This is a genomic window from Streptomyces sp. NPDC002785, from assembly GCF_040295565.1.
Classification (GTDB): domain Bacteria; phylum Actinomycetota; class Actinomycetes; order Streptomycetales; family Streptomycetaceae; genus Streptomyces.
In genome coordinates this window covers 25,578-44,545 of record NZ_JBEOVN010000001.1, presented here as the reverse complement: position 1 = coordinate 44,545, position 18,968 = coordinate 25,578, and the positions used below count along the sequence as shown (strand labels likewise).

General features: G+C 67.4%; 18 protein-coding genes, 2 tRNA genes and 1 pseudogene. 5 read left to right on the top strand and 16 right to left on the bottom strand.

What is annotated here, in order from left to right; genetic code table 11:
- Nucleotides 1-15: 15 nt before the first annotated feature.
- From ABTZ94_RS00215 to ABTZ94_RS00195, 5 genes are read right to left on the bottom strand one after another with little or no spacing between them, the layout of a single operon-like run.
- Nucleotides 16-1,410 (bottom strand): class E sortase, encoded by a 1,395-nt coding sequence (locus tag ABTZ94_RS00215; protein ID WP_351195910.1) that lies wholly within the window; start codon nucleotides 1,408-1,410, stop codon nucleotides 16-18.
- Complete coding sequence (locus tag ABTZ94_RS00210; RefSeq protein WP_093895028.1) at nucleotides 1,407-2,045, bottom strand: aminodeoxychorismate/anthranilate synthase component II; 639 nt, start codon at nucleotides 2,043-2,045, stop codon at nucleotides 1,407-1,409. Before ABTZ94_RS00210 ends, ABTZ94_RS00215 begins: the two co-directional genes overlap by 4 nt.
- A complete protein-coding gene (locus ABTZ94_RS00205) occupies nucleotides 2,042-2,224 on the bottom strand; it encodes a hypothetical protein (protein WP_093895029.1) in 183 nt (60 codons plus the stop codon). The genes ABTZ94_RS00210 and ABTZ94_RS00205 overlap by 4 nt, the downstream gene beginning before the upstream one ends.
- Before the next feature lie 55 nt (nucleotides 2,225-2,279).
- Nucleotides 2,280-2,978 (bottom strand): class E sortase, encoded by a 699-nt coding sequence (locus tag ABTZ94_RS00200; protein ID WP_351195907.1) that lies wholly within the window; start codon nucleotides 2,976-2,978, stop codon nucleotides 2,280-2,282.
- Between the two features lie 26 nt (nucleotides 2,979-3,004).
- Nucleotides 3,005-3,772, bottom strand: coding sequence for a DUF881 domain-containing protein (locus ABTZ94_RS00195; RefSeq protein ID WP_351195905.1), 768 nt, complete (start codon nucleotides 3,770-3,772; stop codon nucleotides 3,005-3,007).
- 141 nt (nucleotides 3,773-3,913) lie between these two features.
- Between ABTZ94_RS00195 and crgA the strand changes: the two genes are divergently transcribed.
- Nucleotides 3,914-4,168 (top strand): cell division protein CrgA, encoded by a 255-nt coding sequence (gene crgA, locus ABTZ94_RS00190; protein ID WP_265543105.1) that lies wholly within the window; start codon nucleotides 3,914-3,916, stop codon nucleotides 4,166-4,168.
- A gap of 302 nt (nucleotides 4,169-4,470) precedes the next feature.
- On the opposite strand, the gene ABTZ94_RS00185 is transcribed toward crgA, so the two are convergent.
- Both ABTZ94_RS00185 and ABTZ94_RS00180 read right to left on the bottom strand, forming a co-directional pair.
- On the bottom strand, nucleotides 4,471-5,370 hold the full coding sequence (locus tag ABTZ94_RS00185; protein WP_351196122.1) for a rhomboid family intramembrane serine protease: 900 nt from the start codon (nucleotides 5,368-5,370) through the stop codon (nucleotides 4,471-4,473).
- A gap of 155 nt (nucleotides 5,371-5,525) precedes the next feature.
- Nucleotides 5,526-6,053, bottom strand: coding sequence for a peptidylprolyl isomerase (locus tag ABTZ94_RS00180; protein WP_351195903.1), 528 nt, complete (start codon nucleotides 6,051-6,053; stop codon nucleotides 5,526-5,528).
- 423 nt (nucleotides 6,054-6,476) lie between these two features.
- On the opposite strand from ABTZ94_RS00180, the gene ABTZ94_RS00175 reads away from it, so the two are divergent.
- A complete protein-coding gene (locus ABTZ94_RS00175) occupies nucleotides 6,477-7,211 on the top strand; it encodes a DUF5324 family protein (protein WP_351195901.1) in 735 nt (244 codons plus the stop codon).
- A gap of 66 nt (nucleotides 7,212-7,277) precedes the next feature.
- On the opposite strand, the gene ABTZ94_RS00170 is transcribed toward ABTZ94_RS00175, so the two are convergent.
- A tRNA-Ala gene (locus ABTZ94_RS00170) sits at nucleotides 7,278-7,350 on the bottom strand.
- A 170-nt stretch (nucleotides 7,351-7,520) separates the two neighbouring features.
- Between ABTZ94_RS00170 and ABTZ94_RS00165 the strand changes: the two genes are divergently transcribed.
- Both ABTZ94_RS00165 and ABTZ94_RS00160 read left to right on the top strand, forming a co-directional pair.
- Nucleotides 7,521-8,069, top strand: coding sequence for a helix-turn-helix domain-containing protein (locus ABTZ94_RS00165; RefSeq protein WP_351195899.1), 549 nt, complete (start codon nucleotides 7,521-7,523; stop codon nucleotides 8,067-8,069).
- A gap of 82 nt (nucleotides 8,070-8,151) precedes the next feature.
- The gene (locus ABTZ94_RS00160; protein ID WP_351195897.1) at nucleotides 8,152-9,513 is read left to right on the top strand and encodes a serine/threonine-protein kinase; all 1,362 of its coding nucleotides are present in this window, start codon (nucleotides 8,152-8,154) and stop codon (nucleotides 9,511-9,513) included.
- A gap of 50 nt (nucleotides 9,514-9,563) precedes the next feature.
- Here the strand turns inward: ABTZ94_RS00160 and ABTZ94_RS00155 are convergent, their stop codons facing one another.
- The 4 genes and pseudogenes from ABTZ94_RS00155 to ABTZ94_RS00140 form a co-directional block, all read right to left on the bottom strand.
- On the bottom strand, nucleotides 9,564-10,937 hold the full coding sequence (locus ABTZ94_RS00155) for a hypothetical protein (protein ID WP_351195895.1): 1,374 nt from the start codon (nucleotides 10,935-10,937) through the stop codon (nucleotides 9,564-9,566).
- Entirely contained in the window at nucleotides 10,937-11,239 is a 303-nt protein-coding gene (locus ABTZ94_RS00150; protein WP_351195893.1) for a hypothetical protein, read from the bottom strand. The genes ABTZ94_RS00155 and ABTZ94_RS00150 overlap by 1 nt, the downstream gene beginning before the upstream one ends.
- 40 nt (nucleotides 11,240-11,279) lie before the next feature.
- Nucleotides 11,280-11,777: pseudogene (locus ABTZ94_RS00145) on the bottom strand (vWA domain-containing protein); the annotation flags it as partial.
- Between the two features lie 235 nt (nucleotides 11,778-12,012).
- Entirely contained in the window at nucleotides 12,013-12,147 is a 135-nt protein-coding gene (locus tag ABTZ94_RS00140) for a DLW-39 family protein (protein WP_003958712.1), read from the bottom strand.
- 319 nt (nucleotides 12,148-12,466) lie between these two features.
- On the opposite strand from ABTZ94_RS00140, the gene ABTZ94_RS00135 reads away from it, so the two are divergent.
- On the top strand, nucleotides 12,467-12,838 hold the full coding sequence (locus ABTZ94_RS00135; RefSeq protein ID WP_351195891.1) for a DUF6344 domain-containing protein: 372 nt from the start codon (nucleotides 12,467-12,469) through the stop codon (nucleotides 12,836-12,838).
- 274 nt (nucleotides 12,839-13,112) lie between these two features.
- Here the strand turns inward: ABTZ94_RS00135 and ABTZ94_RS00130 are convergent.
- The 4 genes from ABTZ94_RS00130 to gyrB all read right to left on the bottom strand — a co-directional run bounded on the left by ABTZ94_RS00130 (nucleotide 13,113) and on the right by gyrB (nucleotide 18,699).
- A tRNA-Ile gene (locus tag ABTZ94_RS00130) sits at nucleotides 13,113-13,186 on the bottom strand.
- Between the two features lie 70 nt (nucleotides 13,187-13,256).
- A complete protein-coding gene (locus ABTZ94_RS00125; RefSeq protein ID WP_351195889.1) occupies nucleotides 13,257-13,829 on the bottom strand; it encodes a DUF3566 domain-containing protein in 573 nt (190 codons plus the stop codon).
- Nucleotides 13,830-13,916: 87 nt separating this feature from the next.
- Nucleotides 13,917-16,547: a DNA gyrase subunit A gene (gyrA, locus tag ABTZ94_RS00120; protein WP_351195887.1), complete on the bottom strand. Its 2,631-nt coding sequence runs from the start codon at nucleotides 16,545-16,547 to the stop codon at nucleotides 13,917-13,919.
- A gap of 46 nt (nucleotides 16,548-16,593) precedes the next feature.
- The gene (gyrB, locus tag ABTZ94_RS00115; protein WP_351195885.1) at nucleotides 16,594-18,699 is read right to left on the bottom strand and encodes a DNA topoisomerase (ATP-hydrolyzing) subunit B; all 2,106 of its coding nucleotides are present in this window, start codon (nucleotides 18,697-18,699) and stop codon (nucleotides 16,594-16,596) included.
- Nucleotides 18,700-18,968: the final 269 nt, after the last annotated feature.

Below are 18,968 nucleotides of genomic sequence, written 5' to 3'. Positions count from 1 at the left end.
TGTCGTGATGATGTTTCAGCCGACGAGCGCGTCGGGCTTCCCCTTGCTGCGCGGGCGTTCATCGACCATCTTGCCCCAGACGATCAAACGGTACGTACTTGTGAATTCCGGCGTACAGGTCGTCAGAGTGATGTACCGACCCGGCCCGGTGAACCCCGAACCGGGCGGCACCGGGCCGATCACCGAGACATTGGACGGCGATGTCTGCGGAAGGGTCCTCGTCGCCTCGTAGGTGTAGTACGTATCCTGCGTCTCGACCACGATCAGGTCACCGGGGCGCAGCCGGTTGATGTAGCGGAAAGGTTCGCCGTGCGTGTTGCGGTGGCCCGCCAGCGCGAAGTTGCCCTGCTTGGCCGACGGCATCGCGGTGCGGAGCGTGCCCTCGCCGTAGTGGCCGACCATGCCTCGGTCGAGGACCTTCTCCTTGCTGATGCCCTCGGCGACCGGAGCGACCACGTCCAGTTTGGGGATGTGGATGATGGCGAATCCCTGCCCCGCTTCGAACACACCGGGATTACGGTCGCCCTTCGACCAGTTGTCCTGGATCTTGTGCGTCTCCTTGCCGGCGTACTGGTCGGCGCGCACATTCGTCCACCACAGCTGGTACGTGACGAACAGCAGCATCAGCACGCCGAGGGTGATGAACAGCTCCCCGACGACCCTGCTGGCGACAACGGCCGGGCTGTCCTTGGCCGCACGCGCCGCACGCCGTGCCTCGACGCGTGACATCGGCTTCGCAGCCGGCGCCGCGGCTGACGCCGTTATCTCCGGCTGAGGTCCGGTACGTCGACGGCCGCGCCTCTTGGCAGCGTGTCGGCGCTCGGCGCGGCCTCCGGTGCGGTGTTCCGGATCGGTCTTCTCGGGCTCCGTGCCCGGGTCCGCAAAGCTCTCCGCATCGCTCGCCGACCCCGAACCCAGCCCCGCCCCCGGCTCCGGCTCCGAATTCGGCTGCTGGGTCGTCACCGCCTGGTCGACCGGGCGCCGAGTGTCCGCCGACCGCAGACCGACCGTCTCGTCATCGAGCGGGAAGGGACGGGTAACGGGTTGCGCCCGGTACGTCGGCAAGGGCGTCGGCGCGGGCGTCTGCTGCCCGTACCAGTCCCGTTCGAACCCCTCGGGGTCGTACCACTCCCGCGGAGTCTCCTCGGGCTTCTGCGCCCCTTGTGGCGGCTGCGGAGGCTGATCCGGCGCCCGGTGCAGCCCCCGCCCCTGCTCCTGCCCCGCCCCCGGCTCCTCCGACAGGATGTCGCCCGCCCGGAACCAAGGCGAGGCACTCTGCCCCGGCAGCGGATCACTCAGCGGATCCGCCAGCTGGTCGACCGCCGCCTCGAACGCGCCTGCGGCCTCGTACGCTCCTTGCTCGTACGGGCCGTCCTGTCCGGCGTCGTGTTCGGGGCGGAGTGCGGTCACGCGACGGCCTTGCCCACCACCGGCGCGAGCCCCGCCGACCTCGCGACGGCCCCTGTGTCGCCGCACTGTGCCAGCCAGTTGGCCAGCATCAGATGGCCGTGCTCGGTCAGCACCGACTCCGGGTGGAACTGCACGCCCTCCACCGCCAGTTCGCGGTGGCGCAGCCCCATGATGATGCCGTCGGCGGTGCGTGCGGTCACCTCCAGCTCCGGTGGAACCGTGTCGGGTTCGGCGGCGAGCGAGTGGTAGCGGGTCGCGGTGAAGGGGGATGGCAGACCGGTGAAGACCCCGGTGCCCTCGTGGGTCACCAGCGAGGTCTTGCCGTGCAGCAGCTCGGGGGCGCGGTCCACCACACCGCCGTACGCCACCGCCATCGACTGCATCCCGAGGCAGACCCCGAAGACCGGAACGCCCGTGGCCGCGCAGTGGCGCACCATCTCGACGCAGACACCTGCCTGCTCCGGGGTGCCGGGGCCGGGTGACAGCAACACGCCGTCGAAGCCGTCCTGGGCGTGTGCCGTGGTCACCTCGTCGTTGCGCAGCACTTCACACTCGGCGCCGAGCTGGTAGAGGTACTGGACGAGGTTGAAAACAAAGCTGTCGTAGTTGTCCACGACAAGGATGCGGGCACTCACTGGCCGGCCCCCGATCCGGTTGAGCCGTCGACCGTCACGTCGCCGAACGGAAGCAGTGGCTCCGCCCATGGGAAGACATACTGGAAAAGCGCGTAGACGACAGCCAGCGCCAGCACGAGCGAGATGAGCGCACGCACCCATGCGTTGCCCGGCAGATGCCGCCAGATCCAGCCGTACATGCTGTCCCTCCATTCGGTACGGGACCAGACTAGAGGGCCGGGGCAGGAGCGTGGGTCAGCTGTGGAAAGCCGTCGGCTTGCCGTCGGTCACGGGCTGGGTCGCGTCGAGGTGCGCCCAGGCGATCAGCCGGTGGCTGCTGCCCCATTCGGGTTCGCAGGTGGTCAGTGTGAGATACCGGCCGGGCCCGTCGAAGCCGGACTTGCGGGGGACGGGGTCGATGACCCCGATGTCGCTCGGCACCGTCCGGAGGGGCTTCTTGTCGATGCGGTACGTGAACCACGTCGTCCCGTCCGTCAGCACCACCGCGTCTCCCGGGCGCAGCTTCGGGAAGTCCTTGAACGGATCCCCGTATGTGCGACGGTGTCCGGCCACCGCGAAATTGCCCCTCGCGCCGAGGCGGGCGGTCCCGGTGTAGTGGCCGAGCCCTTTCCGCAAGGTCCTGACCTCGGTGTTCTCCAGGACGGGCCACTCCCAGCCCTTGCCGAAGCGGGGTATGTACAGCATCGCGAACGGCTTGCCGTCCCGGTACGCCACGGGGGCGGTGGGCGCCGACTGCGTCGGGGATGTGTGCGGCGCGGGTGCGGACACCGTTCCCTGCGCCCACTGGTCGCGCAGGGTGTCGATCTGTCCCTCGGTCGCGCCGGCAGCCTTCACCCCGGTCCAGATCAGCACATACACCACAAAGAGCACGATCAGGGCGCCGATGGTGATGCAGAGTTCGCTGAACGTCCTCACGATCAGTCGCACCGACACCTCGTCGGCCTCCCCACAGCTGCTCGCTACTTCACCGGCTCCGCATAGTGGAGATCCACTGTGCCCGAGTAGCCGGGAAGAGTCACCGCCTCGCGCTCGTCGACTTTCCAGCCGAGCCCGTACGCCTTCACATACAGCAGGTAGTTGCTGATCGCCGGGGAGTTGTCGATTGCCTGCTTGAGCTTGGCCGGGTCACCCACAGCGGTGATCTTGTACGGCGGGGAGTAGACCCGGCCCTGGAGGATCAGTGTGTTGCCGACGCAGCGCACCGCGCTGGTGGAGATCAGCCGCTGGTCCATGACCTGGATGCCCTGGGCGCCACCCTGCCAGAGGGCGTTGACGACCGCCTGCAGGTCCTGCTGGTGAATGACCAGGTCATTGGGTTGCGGGTCGGGGTAGCCGGGGTTGGCGGTGGCGTTGGGCGGGGCGTCGTCGAGCGTGACAGCCACGGACCGGCCGGAGAGCTTTGTCGTGCCCGCGGCCCGCTCCAGCTCCTTGAGCCGGGCGTCCTCCGCCTTGGTGCTGCCGTCGTCGCGCCGGACGAGGGCGTCGATGTCCTCGCGCACGGATGCGTTGGTCTCGTCCAGCTGTGCGTTCTTGCCGCTGCGCTGCTGGATGAGGTCGGAGAGCTTGAGCAGCGAGGAGTCGGTGCGGATATTGGTGCCCTTGGCCGTGTTGGCGCTGGTGACGAAGATCAGTCCGGCGAGGGCGAAGACGGCAGCGGTGAGCACCCGGACCGGGTGCCTGAAGGTACGCCGGACCGGTCCTTGGGGGGAGTCGGCAGAATTGCTCAACGTACCCTTATCTCCTTCGGCGCCACGGAAGCACTACGCTAACGGACGCCCGGGGGAGGCAGCATTCCCCCTCGCGCCCTGCCCTGGCGCCAGCCACAGTTCCCTGCGCGGTCACGCAGCGCATCGACAGGAGAGTTCCTCGTGCCGAAGTCACGTATCCGCAAGAAGGCCGACTTCACGCCTCCTCCGGCGAAGCAGGCAACCAACATAAAGCTGACCAGCCGCAGCTGGGTGGCGCCGGTGATGCTGGCGCTCTTCCTGATCGGTCTGGCCTGGATCGTCGTTTTCTATGTGACCGACGGCGATCTGCCGATCAAGTCGCTGGGGAACTGGAACATCGTCGTCGGCTTCGGCTTCATCGCCGGCGGCTTCGGCGTCTCCACGCAGTGGAAGTAGTACCGCGGGGCACCTGATCCCACAGCGGGCCCGGTCCTGCAACCCTTGCCCCGAGTTACCCACAGCGTTATCCACAGGCGGGGGAAAAGGTCAGACGATCTGTGGATAACTCCCTGGCTGTTGACGCCGATGTGACTGCGACCTCCCTCATCGAGGGCTGGCACGCCCCTTGTCTCTGCTGGAAAAACCCAGCTCAGCGACAAGGGGCACAGTTGTTCCCACGGAATGCACAAGATCCGGCACGCGCTGTGGACAACTGACTGGGGGAAGACCCGGGAAACGCCCTGGGAACGGTCGTCCGCTCAGGTCAGCGCGGCTGTTCTGGCGATGACGATGCCGACCACGGCCACCAGGACCAGGGCGCAGGTGCCGTACTGCACCAGCGCGCGCCGCTCGCGGGGTGCGTGCACCATACCGATGGCGATCAGCGTGCCCGCGATCAGACCACCGACATGTGCCTGCCAGGCGATTCCGCCCCAGGGGTTGAAGGTGATGACCAGGTTCACCGCGAGAAGCGCGAAGACCGGGCGCATGTCGTAGTTGAGCCGTCGCATGAGCACGGCGGTGGCACCCAGCAGGCCGAAGATCGCTCCGGAGGCTCCGAGCGAGCCCTGTACGGGGGCTGAGAGCCAGTAGGTGAGGGCACCGCCCGCCAGGCCGGAAAGCATGTAGAGCATGAGATAGCGGGCACGGCCGAGTGCCGCCTCCAGCGGCCCGCCGAGCCACCACAGCCCCAGCATGTTGAACATGATGTGCCAGATCTCCTGATGCAGGAACATCGACGTCACCAGCCGGTACCACTGGCCCTCGGCGACGCCTTCCAGCGGACCGCCGAGCTGGGTCGTGGCGCGGCCGAGCAGCATCAGCTCGTCGACCACCGCGCCCTTCGCCAGCACGGCGATGTACACGGCGACATTGATACCGAGAAGGATCTTGGTGACGAGCCGGGGATCGGCCGTGATGGTGCCGCCGGCGACGGTGCGCGGCCGGCCGGCGGCCGGGCCGTGCCCCGTACCGGATCCCTGGCGGACACAGTCCGGGCACTGGAAGCCGACCGAGGCGTTGACCATGCAGTCGGGGCAGATCGGGCGGTCACAGCGGGTGCAGCGGATGTGCGTCCCACGACCGGGGTGGCGGTAGCAGCTGAGCGAGCCGTCCGTGGCGGCGGACCGATCCTGGTCCCCCGGCGGCTGCTGGTCCATCGGTCCCATCACTTCCCGGTCCCCTCGGTGCTCGTCGTGGCGGCAGCACGCACAACGCAGCCCTGCTCGTCCGCTATGTAACAAGTACGGACGAGCAGGGCGATTGGTTCCCCGAAAGGACAATCAGAGCGTGATCATTTGTTCACTACCGGCGATCATTTGTTCTCGATGACGACCGACTCGATCACGACGTCCTGCAGCGGACGGTCGGTCCGGGTGTTGGTCTTGGTGGCCGCGATGGCGTCCACGACCTTCTTGCTGGCGGGGTCGACTACCTCACCGAAGATGGTGTGCTTGCCGGTCAGCCAGGCTGTCGGCGAAACGGTCACGAAGAACTGCGAGCCGTTGGTGCCCGGGCCGGCGTTGGCCATGGCCAGCAAGTACGGCTTGTTGAAGCTGAGGTCGGGGTGGAACTCGTCACCGAACTCGTACCCCGGGCCACCGGTGCCGTTGCCCAGCGGGTCGCCGCCCTGGATCATGAAGCCGCTGATGACGCGGTGGAAGACGGTACCGTCGTACAGCCTGTCCATGGACTTCTTGCCGGTCTCAGGATGCGTCCACTCACGCTCACCCTTGGCGAGCTCGACGAAGTTCTTGACCGTCTTTGGCGCGTGGTTCGGCAGAAGCCGGATCTCGATGTCGCCCTGATTGGTCTTCAAGGTGGCGTAAAGCTGCTCAGCCACGATCTGCCTTCCGTAAGTCTTCAGTGACGTTAAGTCTTCAGTGACGTTCACCGATCCTCGCACGGACCGTCCCTCCGGCGCTCGGCCGCCACCACCAACGCCTTCACTCACCTTCTTGCCCGATTCCGCACCCCGTGCGCCGAGGCCGCCTTCACCCCGCTCGCCTGCGACTTCCCGGAAACCCTTACGTGCCGCTCCCCGCGGGAACAAATGCGGCCAAGCGCGTGACGAACCGGCGCGGGCTGAACCGAACCGTGGCATTGTCGTCGGCAAGCTCCCCTTGCACCGAATTGCCCGAAGACATCTCCAATGATCTGAATAACCCGGATGCCTGCCCCGCATGCCATACAGGCCTCCGGCAGGCATGATCTCGAAATGGGCGGAAAGGCGGAGTATCTACCCGCCACCAAGGAGGAGGATCCCGTGACCCGCATCGACAGCGTGCGCGCCGCAACCGACTCGGCGAAGGACAGCATGCAGCACGCCGCGGAAGTGGTGGCGCCCTACGCCGACACGGCCAAGGACCAGGCCGCACATCTCGCGTGCGAGGCCCGCACGCGGCTCGCGCCGAAGGTGTCGAAGGCAGCCCAGCAGGCCCGCGTCCAATATGACGCGCATCTCGCACCACGTATCGAACTGGCCCGTGCTCATGTACCCCCCAAGGTCGACGAGGCCGCCCAGCGCGCCGCGCTCCGCACCCGCCGGGCCGCCCGTACCGCCGCTGACTACACCGTGCCGCGCGTCGAGCACGCGATGGCCGTCGCCCAGCCCATGGCCGAGGAGGCCTCGGCCCGCAGCGCCGCCGCGCTGGCCGCGCTGCGCAGTCAGGTCACGGCGAAGGAGATCAAGCAGCTGGCCAGAAAGCACGAGCGGCGGGCGAAGGCCGGACGGCTGTTCAAGGGGGTCGTCGTGGTCGCCGCCGTGGCGGGCGCCGCCTACGCCGCCTGGAGGTGGTGGGACAAGCAGGCCAACCCGGACTGGCTGGTCGAACCGCCCGCTCCCACGGAGGTCTCCGACCGCGCACCCCTGTCCTCGGTCGACGGCAGCGGTCCGAGCTCCCTCGCCCCGGAGGACCAGGCCAAGCAGGCCGAGACGGAGACCAAGGGGACGGACGGCCCGGAAGGTGTGGACGGCACCGATCTCGACGACCGCCGCTGAACAGCCCCCTCACGACGAACGAGCGCCGGAAGACCTGAGGTCTTCCGGCGCCCGTTCTGTCATCTGTGGAGCCTAGGAGATTCGAACTCCTGACATCTGCCTTGCAAAGGCAGCGCTCTACCAACTGAGCTAAGGCCCCGAAAAGCGGACAGCACCGGACACTTCAGCGTCTCGGCGACCGCCGCAGACCAGAGTACCGGGTACACCCCGGAATCCTGCAAAAAGATGGGGACTCCCGGTCGGCAACCACTCTCCGTAAGATGCTCGACGAGGTTCGCAGCAGCGAAGCCGCAGCGAAGGGGAGACGCCATGGACGCAGCTCAGCAAGAGGCAACAGCAAGAGCCAGGGAGCTTCAGCGCAGCTGGTACGGAGAGCCTCTCGGGGCGCTCTTCCGCCGGCTGATCGATGATCTCGGCCTGAACCAGGCCCGGCTCGCCGCGGTCCTCGGGCTGTCCGCCCCCATGCTCTCCCAGCTGATGAGCGGCCAGCGGGCGAAGATCGGCAACCCCGCGGTCGTCCAGCGTGTCCAGGCTCTCCAGGAACTGGCCGGTCAGGTCGCCGACGGCAGCGTCAGCGCGGGAGAGGCCACCGAACGCATGGAAGAGATCAAGAAGTCTCAGGGCGGCTCCGTCCTCACCGGCACCAGCCAGACCTCCAACACCGGCGCCGCCCCGACCGTCCGGCGCGTGGTGCGTGAGATCCAGTCGCTGCTGCGGTCGGTCGCGGCCGCGGGTGACATCATCGATGCCGCCGACTCCCTCGCCCCGACCCACCCGGAACTGGCAGAGTTCCTCAAGGTGTACGGCGCAGGGCGCACCGCGGACGCGGTGGCGCACTACGAGGGACACCAGATCTAGGGCCTGTCCTTTCATGCCCTAGGGCACTACCCCCAAGAACCGGGCACGAGCCGAAGAAGGAACTGGGAGCGGGCGCAGCGCAATGGGTGAGGTCTTCGCCGGTCGGTACGAACTGATCGATCCGATCGGACGTGGTGGGGTCGGCGCCGTCTGGCGCGCCTGGGACCACCGGCGCCGCCGTTATGTGGCGGCCAAGGTCCTCCAGCAGAGCGACGCACACACGCTGCTGCGCTTCGTCCGCGAGCAGGCGCTGCGGATCGAGCATCCGCATGTGCTCGCCCCGGCCAGCTGGGCCGCGGACGACGACAAGGTCCTGTTCACCATGGATCTGGTGAGCGGCGGTTCGCTGGCGCATGTCATCGGCGACTACGGACCGCTGCCCCCTCGTTTCGTCTGCACGCTGCTCGACCAACTGCTGTCCGGACTGTCGACGGTGCATGCGGAGGGCGTCGTGCACCGGGACATCAAACCCGCCAACATCCTGATGGAGGCGACCGGAACCGGACGGCCGCATCTGCGGCTGTCCGACTTCGGTATCTCCATGCGCAAGGGCGAGCCGCGGCTCACCGAGACCAACTACGTGGTGGGAACGCCCGGTTACTTCGCGCCCGAGCAGATGATGGGCGCGGAACCCGATTTCCCCGCGGACCTCTTCGCCGTCGGACTGGTCGCGCTGTATCTGCTGCAGGGGAAGAAGCCGGACGCACAGGCCCTCGTCGAGCACTTCGCCTCGCACGGCACTCCCGGCGCCCCGGAGGGGATTCCCGAGCCGCTGTGGCAGGTCCTCGCGGGGCTGCTGCAGCCGGATCCCCAGGCCCGATTCCGTACGGCCACGGGCGCGCGCAAGGCGCTGACGGCCGCGGTCGACATGCTGCCCGAGCCCGCCGCCGACGACGAGCCGGTGGAGGTCTTCGACCAAATCGGGCCGCTGCCCGTCGGCTTCGACCCCGCCGGACCGATCACGACCCCCCGGACCGCCGTCCAGGAAGCACAGCCCGCACAGCCCGCACAAACGGACCAGGCAGCCAAGCAGCCCGTACAGCAGCCCTACGCCCAGCCGCCGGTCCCGATGTCGGAAACGGGCAGCTTCCACCTCCCGCCACCTCCGCAGCAGCCCACACCGCTGCCCCCTCCGGCGCAGCCGGCCACGCCTCCCACACCGATCCCGGCGCACACGGCTGCCCCCTTCCCCACGCCCGTGCCGGATCCTTCACAGGCCCCCACAGCCGCGGTGCAGCACGAACCGGCTCTCACCCGTGCGTACACCGCCGGGCAGCCGCAGGTTCCCGCTCCCGGAGCAGGGGTTCCCCCGCACCTCTCGGCCGCTGTTTCCGCGCACGCACCGCAGAGGCGTCCGGGACCGCCCCCGAAGGTGGCGGTCCCGGTCCTGCTGGTGGCACTGGTCTGTTTCGCCGTGGGCATCTGGGCTCTGACCCAGAGCTGAGCACGTACGGCCGGAGCCCCAGCCGTACGCGGCAGCGGCTCCGACCCCGGCTACCAGGTCTGCGGCGGCCCTCCGTACGGCGGTTGCCCGCCCCCGGCCGGGCCTCCCGCAACCGGACCGTTCGAACCGATCGGGGCCGCCGGGGCGGTCACCACGCGACGCCGCGCCAGCAGCGTCCACACGCCCAGCCCGAGCACCAGCACCACACCCGCGCCGATGCCGGTCACGCCGACCGTCCTCATGGTGTCGCTCTTGGCCGCCCCAGGGCCGCTCCGGCCGCTCCTCGCCATGTCCTTGTCGTCCTGCGTGACCGAGAAGATGCCGGCATCCCCCGTGTACGGCGACTTTTCCGCCTTCCCCTTGACGTTGATCTTGAGAATCAGCGAAATCGCCTTGTCGCCGTACGACTTCGCGACCTTCGGGCTGAGCGAGACCGACAGGTAGTACCAGCCGGCGAACCGCATGGCGCTGACGCTGCTGTTGAAGTCGTAACGGTTCTCGTACGCCACCGGAGGCAGCGGATCCAGCGATACGGACGCGGGCTTGCCGGAGTACGACAGCGGCGACGCGTCGTCGACATGGCCGTGCGCCGGATTGTCCAGGGCCAGCGCGAGCGCGTTGCCGATGTATTCGGTCGAGGCGTCGTTGTTGCTCAGGTAGGCGGAGGCGAAGATCTGTTGGCCCCAGCCCACCGGCACCTGGTAGAAGCGGGTCTGTCCCGGTGCGATGCTGTCGTGCCACTCGCCGGTTTCCAGGCTGGTCGCGTTGGAGTAGCTGGTGCCGCCCGACCGTTTCTGCGGGGCGGCGGTGGGCGGCGGGGGCGAGGCGGACGGCCAGTTCTTCGGCGCCTGGGTCGGCATCGAACCGCCCGATTTCAGCTGCGGCTCCGACTCGTACCGCAGTTCCAGGTCCCACTCATCGGATGCCGAGGTGGCCTTGCTCTCCCGCTCGATCAGGACGTTGTACGTTCCGGCTTCCTGACAGGTGCTGCTGTCCTTCTCCGTGATCCGGTGGGCGTACGCCGCGATCGGACGCGGAAATTCCGCCGACTCGAACCGTGCGTCCTCCGAACTGCACTGCCGGTCCGCGCTGTCCCTGATGCTGACCGTGATGCCGTCCCCGTAGGCGACCTGGCCGCCGCCCTTGGGCACGGCCACCGCCGAAACGTACGCGTTCGTCTTCTCGTCGAGGTCCAGACGGTAGTAGAGCTTCCCGCCGCGCTTGATCGAGCTCTTGTAGACCGAACCGGGCGTGAGTGCCGACGCCTCGGTGCTGACCTCCGCACCACTGACCTTCTTCGCCCCGGGATCGAAGGTGTACGCAGCGGGCTCGGCGGCCGCGTACGCCTGCCCCGGCAGCGCCACCGCCGCGCACATCGCCGCGACCGCGACCAGCGCCACCCGGCCTCTGTTGCGCTGCCTCATCACGCGCTTCCCCTCGTCGTCTGTGTGGCCCGCCTGCGACGCCCGCGTACGAACACGAGCCCAGCGATCACCACCACCACGGCGCCCGCCCCGGCAGCGGCCCCAATGCCGGTCCATCCTGCCCCGCCCGTACCACTGCTGTCTTCGGCGCTGATCGAATTACCCTTCTTGTCCGTCTTCTCGGCTACGGCAGAAGCATGGTGCTCGGGGCCGGCCAGCTCGTCGCCGAGCACCGACACCCGCAGCACCACACCGATCTGCGGGTTCTCCGCGATATCGGCGGCCCTCGCCCCCAGCCTCACCGAGATGTAGAAGTCACCCCCGGCGTGTACGGACTGGACGTTGGATGCCGGCCCCCTCCATGCCGAGCTGCTCGGCGACCTCGCAGGGCCGCGGCGTACCGCAGTCGTCCTCGGCTCGGAGATCAGCAGGATCGTGCGCGTACCGATGACACCGCCCGCGGGCCGCGGGAGGTCCTCGGCGGCCTTCTGCAACGACAGCCCGATGGAAGTGTCACCCTTGGGCTGTACGGCCTCCACAGCCCGCTTCACGGCTGCCCGGTCGAGCCTCTGCACCGGCTGTACGAGCCTGGTGTCCGTGCAGCCTCCGGAACGGTCCGCGCCATACACCCGCAGCCCGGTCGGGTATCCGCCGGGAAGGCCGTCGACGACGGTGCCGACGGCCTTCCGGGCGCTCTCCATCCGGATACGCCCCGTGCCGTCGTCGTCCCCCATGGAGCCGGACGAGTCGAGCACCATGACCAGGCTGCTGCCCGAGCCGGGTCCGGGTGCCCCCCGAAGTGGCGGGTGCACCGCCCGGTGCCGCCGCCGTGGCCGGCATCGCGCCCGCCGACAGGGCGAGCAGCGCCCCGCCGATCCATGCCCCCGCATCTGCGGTACGACGGTGGCGGTCCCGTGCCTCCAGCCGCGCCCCCTCGACCGAAAGACCCGGCTATTTTGCTCTCGCAACCTATTGATTTGCTTAGGTGAATTCACGAACACAGGTGTCACGGTGCCGCAACAGCACGAAGCCCCGGCCGCTCAGCGACCGGGGCTCGCAATCAGGCTGTTCTGTCTCACACACCCGAACCTGCGGGCACGGAGTCAGTCGCCTCCGTCCACAGATCCTGCTCGGCGCGATCCGCCTGGATCTGGCGGTACACGAGGAGCCCGCCGATGGCGGCCAGTGCGACCAGGAGAAGCTTCTTCACCGCGCGACCTCGTCTTTCCTTGACGTAGGGGACTTCTGCCGCCCGACTATACACACCGGCCGATATCGATCGGTGACCTACCTGCGGCCCAACTGGCGCCCAGGGAAAAGCGATCATCCAAGGATCGCTCCGAGGATCGTCCCGACCGGAGGACCCGGCCTCGCCGATCGCCCCGCACAAGCCCGTCAAGGCCGGTTGAACCATGCGAGTGGTGTTCATCTGAAGATCGGCGGATCAGTGCCGTCGGTCCGCGAAATCACGGGCCACATCCACATCATCGGAAAGGTAAGCAAACCGGACCACCCGAAAGCGAGGGGCCATGAGCACCTTCAAGGCCAAGAGCATCTGGACCGCCTTCGTCACCGCCTTCTTCGCACTCCTCGCCGCACTGGGGCTCATGAACGCCCCGGCGGCGGCCACGGAGTCGAGCACCACGGAGCCGACCATCACGAACCATGAGCACACGGGTGTGACCGCGGCAACCACGACCACCCCGTCGGTGCGATGGACCCTTCCGCGTGACAGGGCGCTGCCACCCACGATGAAGCAGCGCATCCGCGCCGAGACGCACGGCTCCTCACCCGCCACCCGGCATCTGTCCGCAGACACCACGGACGCCATGGAGACCAGGAACGCCGCCCGCGCCACCCACGGGGCCCCGGCGGGGGACGCATCCCTCCTTCCGCCGTGAGAGCCGCGCAACTGACACACAGAGCCCCCGGGGCCGGTTCGCACCGGACGGGGGCCTCTTCATGCGCTCAAGCCCCGTCACGCCGCCTCCCGGCGCGGGGACAGGACACGCATCCGTGCCGTACCAAGCCCCGGGAAGCTCTCCCCATGACCGCGGCCCGTAACCCCGTGACCCCTACCCCTGCGCATGCACGCACATCCGGGAACGCCTCGCACCGACCACACGCAGAAGGTCCGGTATCTCCGAAGAGATACCGGACCTTCTGCTATCACTGTGGGGCTAACAGGATTTGAACCTGTGGCCTCATCCTTATCAGGGATGCGCTCTAACCAACTGAGCTATAGCCCCGCCGCGCTGTGCGCTGACTTCTGAAGATTAGCGCACGTCGGGGCCAGTCCCAAAATCGATACCCAGCGCCCTACTCGTCCTCGGCCAGCGTGAGCTCGATGCCGCCCACAAAGCCCGCCGACAAGTTGTAGATGAAGGAGCCCAGCGTCGCCAGCGCGGTCGCCAGAACCACATCGATCACGGCGATGACCGAGGTGAAGATGAGGACCCGCGGCAGCGACAGGAACGACTGAAGATCGAAGCCGCTGTTCTCGTTCGAGCCGGTGGCCTCGCTGATCGTGCCGCCCACGGTGGAGAAGACGCCCATCGCGTCCATGACCATCCACAGCACCGCGGCCGCCACCACCGTGCAGATGCCGAGCGCGATGGAGAGCAGGAAGCTGACCTTCATCACCGACCACGGGTCGGCCTTGGCCACCCGCAGACGCGCCTTGCGGGTACGCGGAGTGGTCCGCGCCCCTGTCCGCGGCCGCCGGGCCGCCTGCGCGGCGTCGGCGCCCTGGGTCCCGCCCTCGGGCGAGGGGTACGCCTTCGGCGGGTGATACGGCCCGCTCGCCTGCCCCGGTGCGGGCTCGCGCTCACCCGGCAACGGCCCGGTCGCGTAACCCTCGTACTGGGGCTGAGGCCCCCGCGTGTCCGTCACAGTGCCCCCTTGGGAGTCCGTGGCAGGGCCACGGGCACCGTTCGCTCCGGAAGCGGCCGAACCGGCGCCCGTGGCTCCACTCACGCTTTACTCCTCGTGCTCCCCAGTCGAAGGCGACGTGCCTTCGACATTGCCCTCAACCATGCTCTCGGCAGCCTCTGCCGTCGCGGCCTCGGCGTCCTCGGACCCCTCGACCTCTTCGGCCTCGCGGCCGGCTTCGGCGTTACGAGCGATACCGACGACGGCATCGCGCTTGCCCAGATTGATCAGTTGGACGCCCATGGTGTCACGGCCCGTCTCCCTGACTTCATTGACTCGCGTACGAATCACACCACCGCCGAGCGTGATGGCGAGGATCTCATCCGTCTCCTCGACCACCAGCGCGCCGACCAGCGAGCCCCTGTCCTCCACGATCTTGGCGGCCTTGATGCCCAGGCCGCCACGACCCTGAACGCGGTACTCGTCGACGGGAGTCCGCTTCGCGTACCCACCATCGGTGGCAGTGAACACGAACGTACCCGGCCGGACAACATTCATCGACAGCAGTTCGTCCCCTTCGCGGAAGCTCATGCCCTTAACGCCCGAAGTTGCACGGCCCATCGGGCGCAGCGCATCGTCCGTCGCAGTGAACCTGATCGACTGGGCCTTCTTGCTGATGAGCAGCAGATCGTCCTCGGCCGACACCAGCTCCGCCCCGATCAGCTCGTCGGCCGTGCCTTCGGCGCCATCGGCCACCTCCCGGAGGTTGATGGCGATGACACCACCGGAACGCGGCGAGTCATAGTCCTTCAGCGCGGTCTTCTTCACGAGACCGCCCTTCGTGGCCAGGATCAGATAAGGCGCTGCCTCGTAGTCACGGATCGCCAGGATCTGGGCGATCTGCTCGTCCGGCTGGAAGGCCAGCAGGTTGGCGACATGCTGACCCCGGGCGTCGCGGCCGGCGTCCGGGAGCTCGTACGCCTTCGCCCGGTACACCCGGCCCTTGTTGGTGAAGAACAGCAGCCAGTGGTGCGTCGTCGAGACGAAGAAGTGGTCGACGATGTCGTCTTCCTTGAGCTTCGTACCGCGCACGCCCTTGCCACCGCGCTTCTGCGAGCGGTAGTCGTCCGTCTTCGTACGCTTCACATAGCCGCCGCGCGAGATCGTGACGACGATGTCCTCCTCGGCGATCAGGTCCTCGATGGACATGTCACCGTCGAAGGGCACCAGCTGGGAACGCCGGTCGTCGCCGAACTTCTCGACGATCGCCGCCAGCTCCTCGCTGACGATCTGACGCTGCCGCTCCGGCGACACCAGGATCGCGTTGTACTCGTTGATCTTCGCCTGGAGCTCGTCGTGCTCAGCCGTGATCTTCTGGTGCTCCAGCGCGGCCAGCCGGCGCAGCTGCATCTCCAGGATCGCGTTCGCCTGGATCTCGTCGATCTCCAGCAGGCCCATCAGGCCCTCACGCGCCACCTCGACCGTCTGGCTGCGCCGGATGAGGGCGATGACCTCGTCGATCGCGTCCAGCGCCTTGAGCAGACCACGCAGAATGTGCGCCCGCTCCTCCGCCTTACGCAGACGGAACTTCGTACGCCGGACAATGACCTCGATCTGGTGCGTCACCCAGTGGCGGATGAACGCGTCGATCGAGAGGGTGCGCGGCACACCGTCGACCAGCGCCAGCATGTTGGCGCCGAAATTGGTCTGCAGATCGGTGTGCTTGTACAGGTTGTTCAGAACGACCTTGGCGACCGCGTCCCGCTTCAGCACGACGACCAGACGCTGCCCCGTACGCGACGAGGTCTCGTCACGGACGTCCGCGATCCCACCGACCTTGCCGTCCTTCACCAGGTCGGCGATCTTCTGCGCCAGGTTGTCCGGGTTGGTCTGGTACGGAAGCTCCGTGACGACCAGGCACTGCCGGTTCTGGACCTCCTCGACCGCGACGACCGCACGCATCGTGATCGAGCCACGGCCGGTGCGGTACGCCTCCTCGATGCCCTTGCGGCCCACGACGAGCGCACCCGTCGGGAAGTCCGGGCCCTTGATCCGCTCGATCAGAGCGTCCAGGAGCTCCTCCTGCGAGGCCTCCGGGTGCTCCAGGTACCACTGCGCACCGGCAGCGACCTCACGCAGGTTGTGCGGCGGAATGTTGGTCGCCATACCGACCGCGATACCCGCGGAACCGTTGACCAGCAGATTCGGGAAGCGCGCCGGCAGAACCGTCGGTTCCTGGTTGCGGCCGTCGTAGTTGTCCTGGAAGTCGACGGTCTCCTCGTCGATGTCCCGGACCATCTCCATGGACAGCGGCATCATCTTGCACTCGGTGTACCGCATGGCGGCGGCCGGGTCGTTGCCCGGAGAACCGAAGTTGCCGTTGGAGTCCACCAGCGGCATGCGCATCGACCACGGCTGTGCCAGTCGCACCAGTGCGTCGTAGATCGACGAGTCACCGTGCGGGTGGTACGTACCCATGACGTCACCGACGACACGGGCACACTTGTAGAAGCCCTTCTCGGGCCGGTAACCGCCGTCGTACATCGCGTACAGCACCCGGCGGTGGACGGGCTTGAGACCGTCCCGCACGTCCGGCAGCGCACGCGAGACGATCACGGACATCGCGTAGTCGAGGTAGGAGCGCTGCATCTCCGTCTCGAGCCCCACGGGCTCGACACGCATGCCCACACCGGCGGCGGATTCCTCTTCAGGTGTTACAGGGGTGTTCTCGTCGGCCATTGCTGGTCAAAGTCCTTTCGAGCGGCGGCTTGCTGGTACGGCCGACTCAGATGTCGAGGAAGCGGACGTCCTTGGCGTTGCGCTGGATGAACGAGCGCCGCGCCTCGACGTCCTCGCCCATCAGCACCGAGAAGAGGTCGTCGGCCTGCGCCGCGTCGTCCAGCGTGACCTGGCCGAGGACCCGGTGGTCGACGTCCATCGTGGTGACGCGCAGCTCCTCGGCGTTCATCTCTCCGAGGCCCTTGAAGCGCTGGATCGAGTCTTCCTTGATCCGCTTGCCGTTCTGCTTGCCCAGCTCGACCAGGGCGTCGCGCTCCCGGTCCGAGTACGCGTACTCGAAGTCGTCCCGGCCCCATTTGATCTTGTAGAGCGGCGGGCGGGAAAGGTATACGTGCCCGGCCTCGACCAGCGGACGCAGGAAGCGGAAGAGGAACGTCAGCAGCAGGGTATTGATGTGCTGACCGTCGACATCGGCGTCCGCCATCAAGATGATCTTGTGATAGCGGAGCTTCTCGATGCCGAAGTCCTCGTGGACCCCGGTACCGAAGGCCGAGATCAGCGCCTGGACCTCGGTGTTCTGCAGGATCTTGTCGACCCGGGCCTTCTCGACGTTCAGGATCTTGCCGCGGATCGGCAGGATCGCCTGGTACATCGGGTTACGGCCGGACTTCGCCGAACCACCGGCGGAGTCACCCTCGACGATGAAGATCTCGCACTTCGTCGGGTCGTTGGACTGGCAGTCACTCAGCTTGCCCGGGAGCGAGGCGCTCTCCAGAAGACCCTTGCGACGGGTCAGATCACGCGCCTTGCGGGCCGCGACACGGGCCGTGGCCGCCGCGATCCCCTTGCGGATGATGTCGGCCGCCTCGTTCGGATTGCGGTCGAACCAGTCCGTGAGCTGCTCGTGGACCACTTTCTGCACAAAGGTCTTCGCCTCCGTGTTGCCCAGCTTGGTCTTCGTCTGGCCCTCGAACTGCGGCTCGCCCAGCTTCACCGAGAGGATCGCCGTCAGACCCTCGCGGATGTCGTCACCCGTGAGGTTGTCGTCCTTCTCGCGCAGCAACTTCTTCTCGCGCGCGTACTTGTTGACCAGCGTGGTCAGCGCGGCGCGGAAGCCTTCCTCGTGCGTACCGCCCTCGTGCGTGTGGATCGTGTTCGCGAAGGAGTAGACCCCCTCGCTGTACTGCGTGTTCCACTGCATCGCGATCTCGGCCGAGAGGAGACGCTCCTTGTCCTCGGCCTCGATGTCGATCACCGACTGGTGAATGACGTCGCCCTTGCGGGAGTTGAGGTACTTCACGAAGTCGACGATGCCGCCCTCGTAGTGATACGTGACCGTGCGGACCTGCTGCTCCTCGGCGGCCTCGGCCACCTCGGCAACATCCGCGCCCGCGGTCGCCTTGGCCGACTCCCGCTCGTCCGTGAGCTTGATCGTCAGGCCCTTGTTGAGGAAGGCCATCTCCTGCAAGCGGCGCGACAACGTCTCGAAGGAGTACTCGGTCGTCTCGAAGATGTCCCCGTCGGCCCAGAAGGTGACGGTCGTGCCCGACTTGTCGGTGGCCTCGTTACGGGCCAGCGGAGCGGTGGGCACACCGAGCTTGTAGTCCTGAGTCCAGCGATAGCCGTCTCGTCTGACCTCGACGGAGACGCGCGACGAAAGCGCGTTCACGACGGAGACACCGACGCCGTGCAGACCGCCGGAGACGGCATAGCCGCCGCCGCCGAACTTACCGCCGGCATGCAGCACGGTCAGTACGACCTCGACCGCCGGCTTCTTCTCCGACGGCACGATGTCGACCGGGATACCGCGACCGTTGTCGATCACACGGACCCCGCCGTCGGCGAGGATCGTGACGTCGATGGTGTCCGCGTGCCCGGCCATCGCCTCGTCGACCGAGTTGTCGACCACCTCTTGTACGAGGTGGTGGAGGCCTCGCTCACCGGTCGAGCCGATGTACATGCCAGGTCGCTTGCGGACGGCGTCCAAGCCCTCGAGGACGGTGATCGCGCTGGCGTCGTACGAGGTGGTGACCTCGCCGGATGCCGATGCCTCGCCCGAGGCGGTTACCTCGCCGCTCTCACCGGGTGTGGACAGAATGTTCTCGTTGGGGTTGCCGGAATCGGCCACGAAGCGCCCTTTCTGGCACAGCACAGGCCGTTCTCCGGACAGTCGGGAGCGGCTGCGTCGTTCGGCTTGTATCGACGACTCCCGCGAAAGATGCGGGATTGTCCACCAGTCTACCGGTAGCACCGACACGTATGGGGGTTTGCTGGTACCTGAGTACGCATGTGCCGCCCTGAATGAGCGCCTGACGACTCCCCATATTCAGGAAGGGCCCCCAAGAGGCTCACGCGGGCATTGAGCGCTTCGGCCTGTCAACCTCTCGCTACCGTGAGGGACGCCCCACTCTCCCTGCGCGG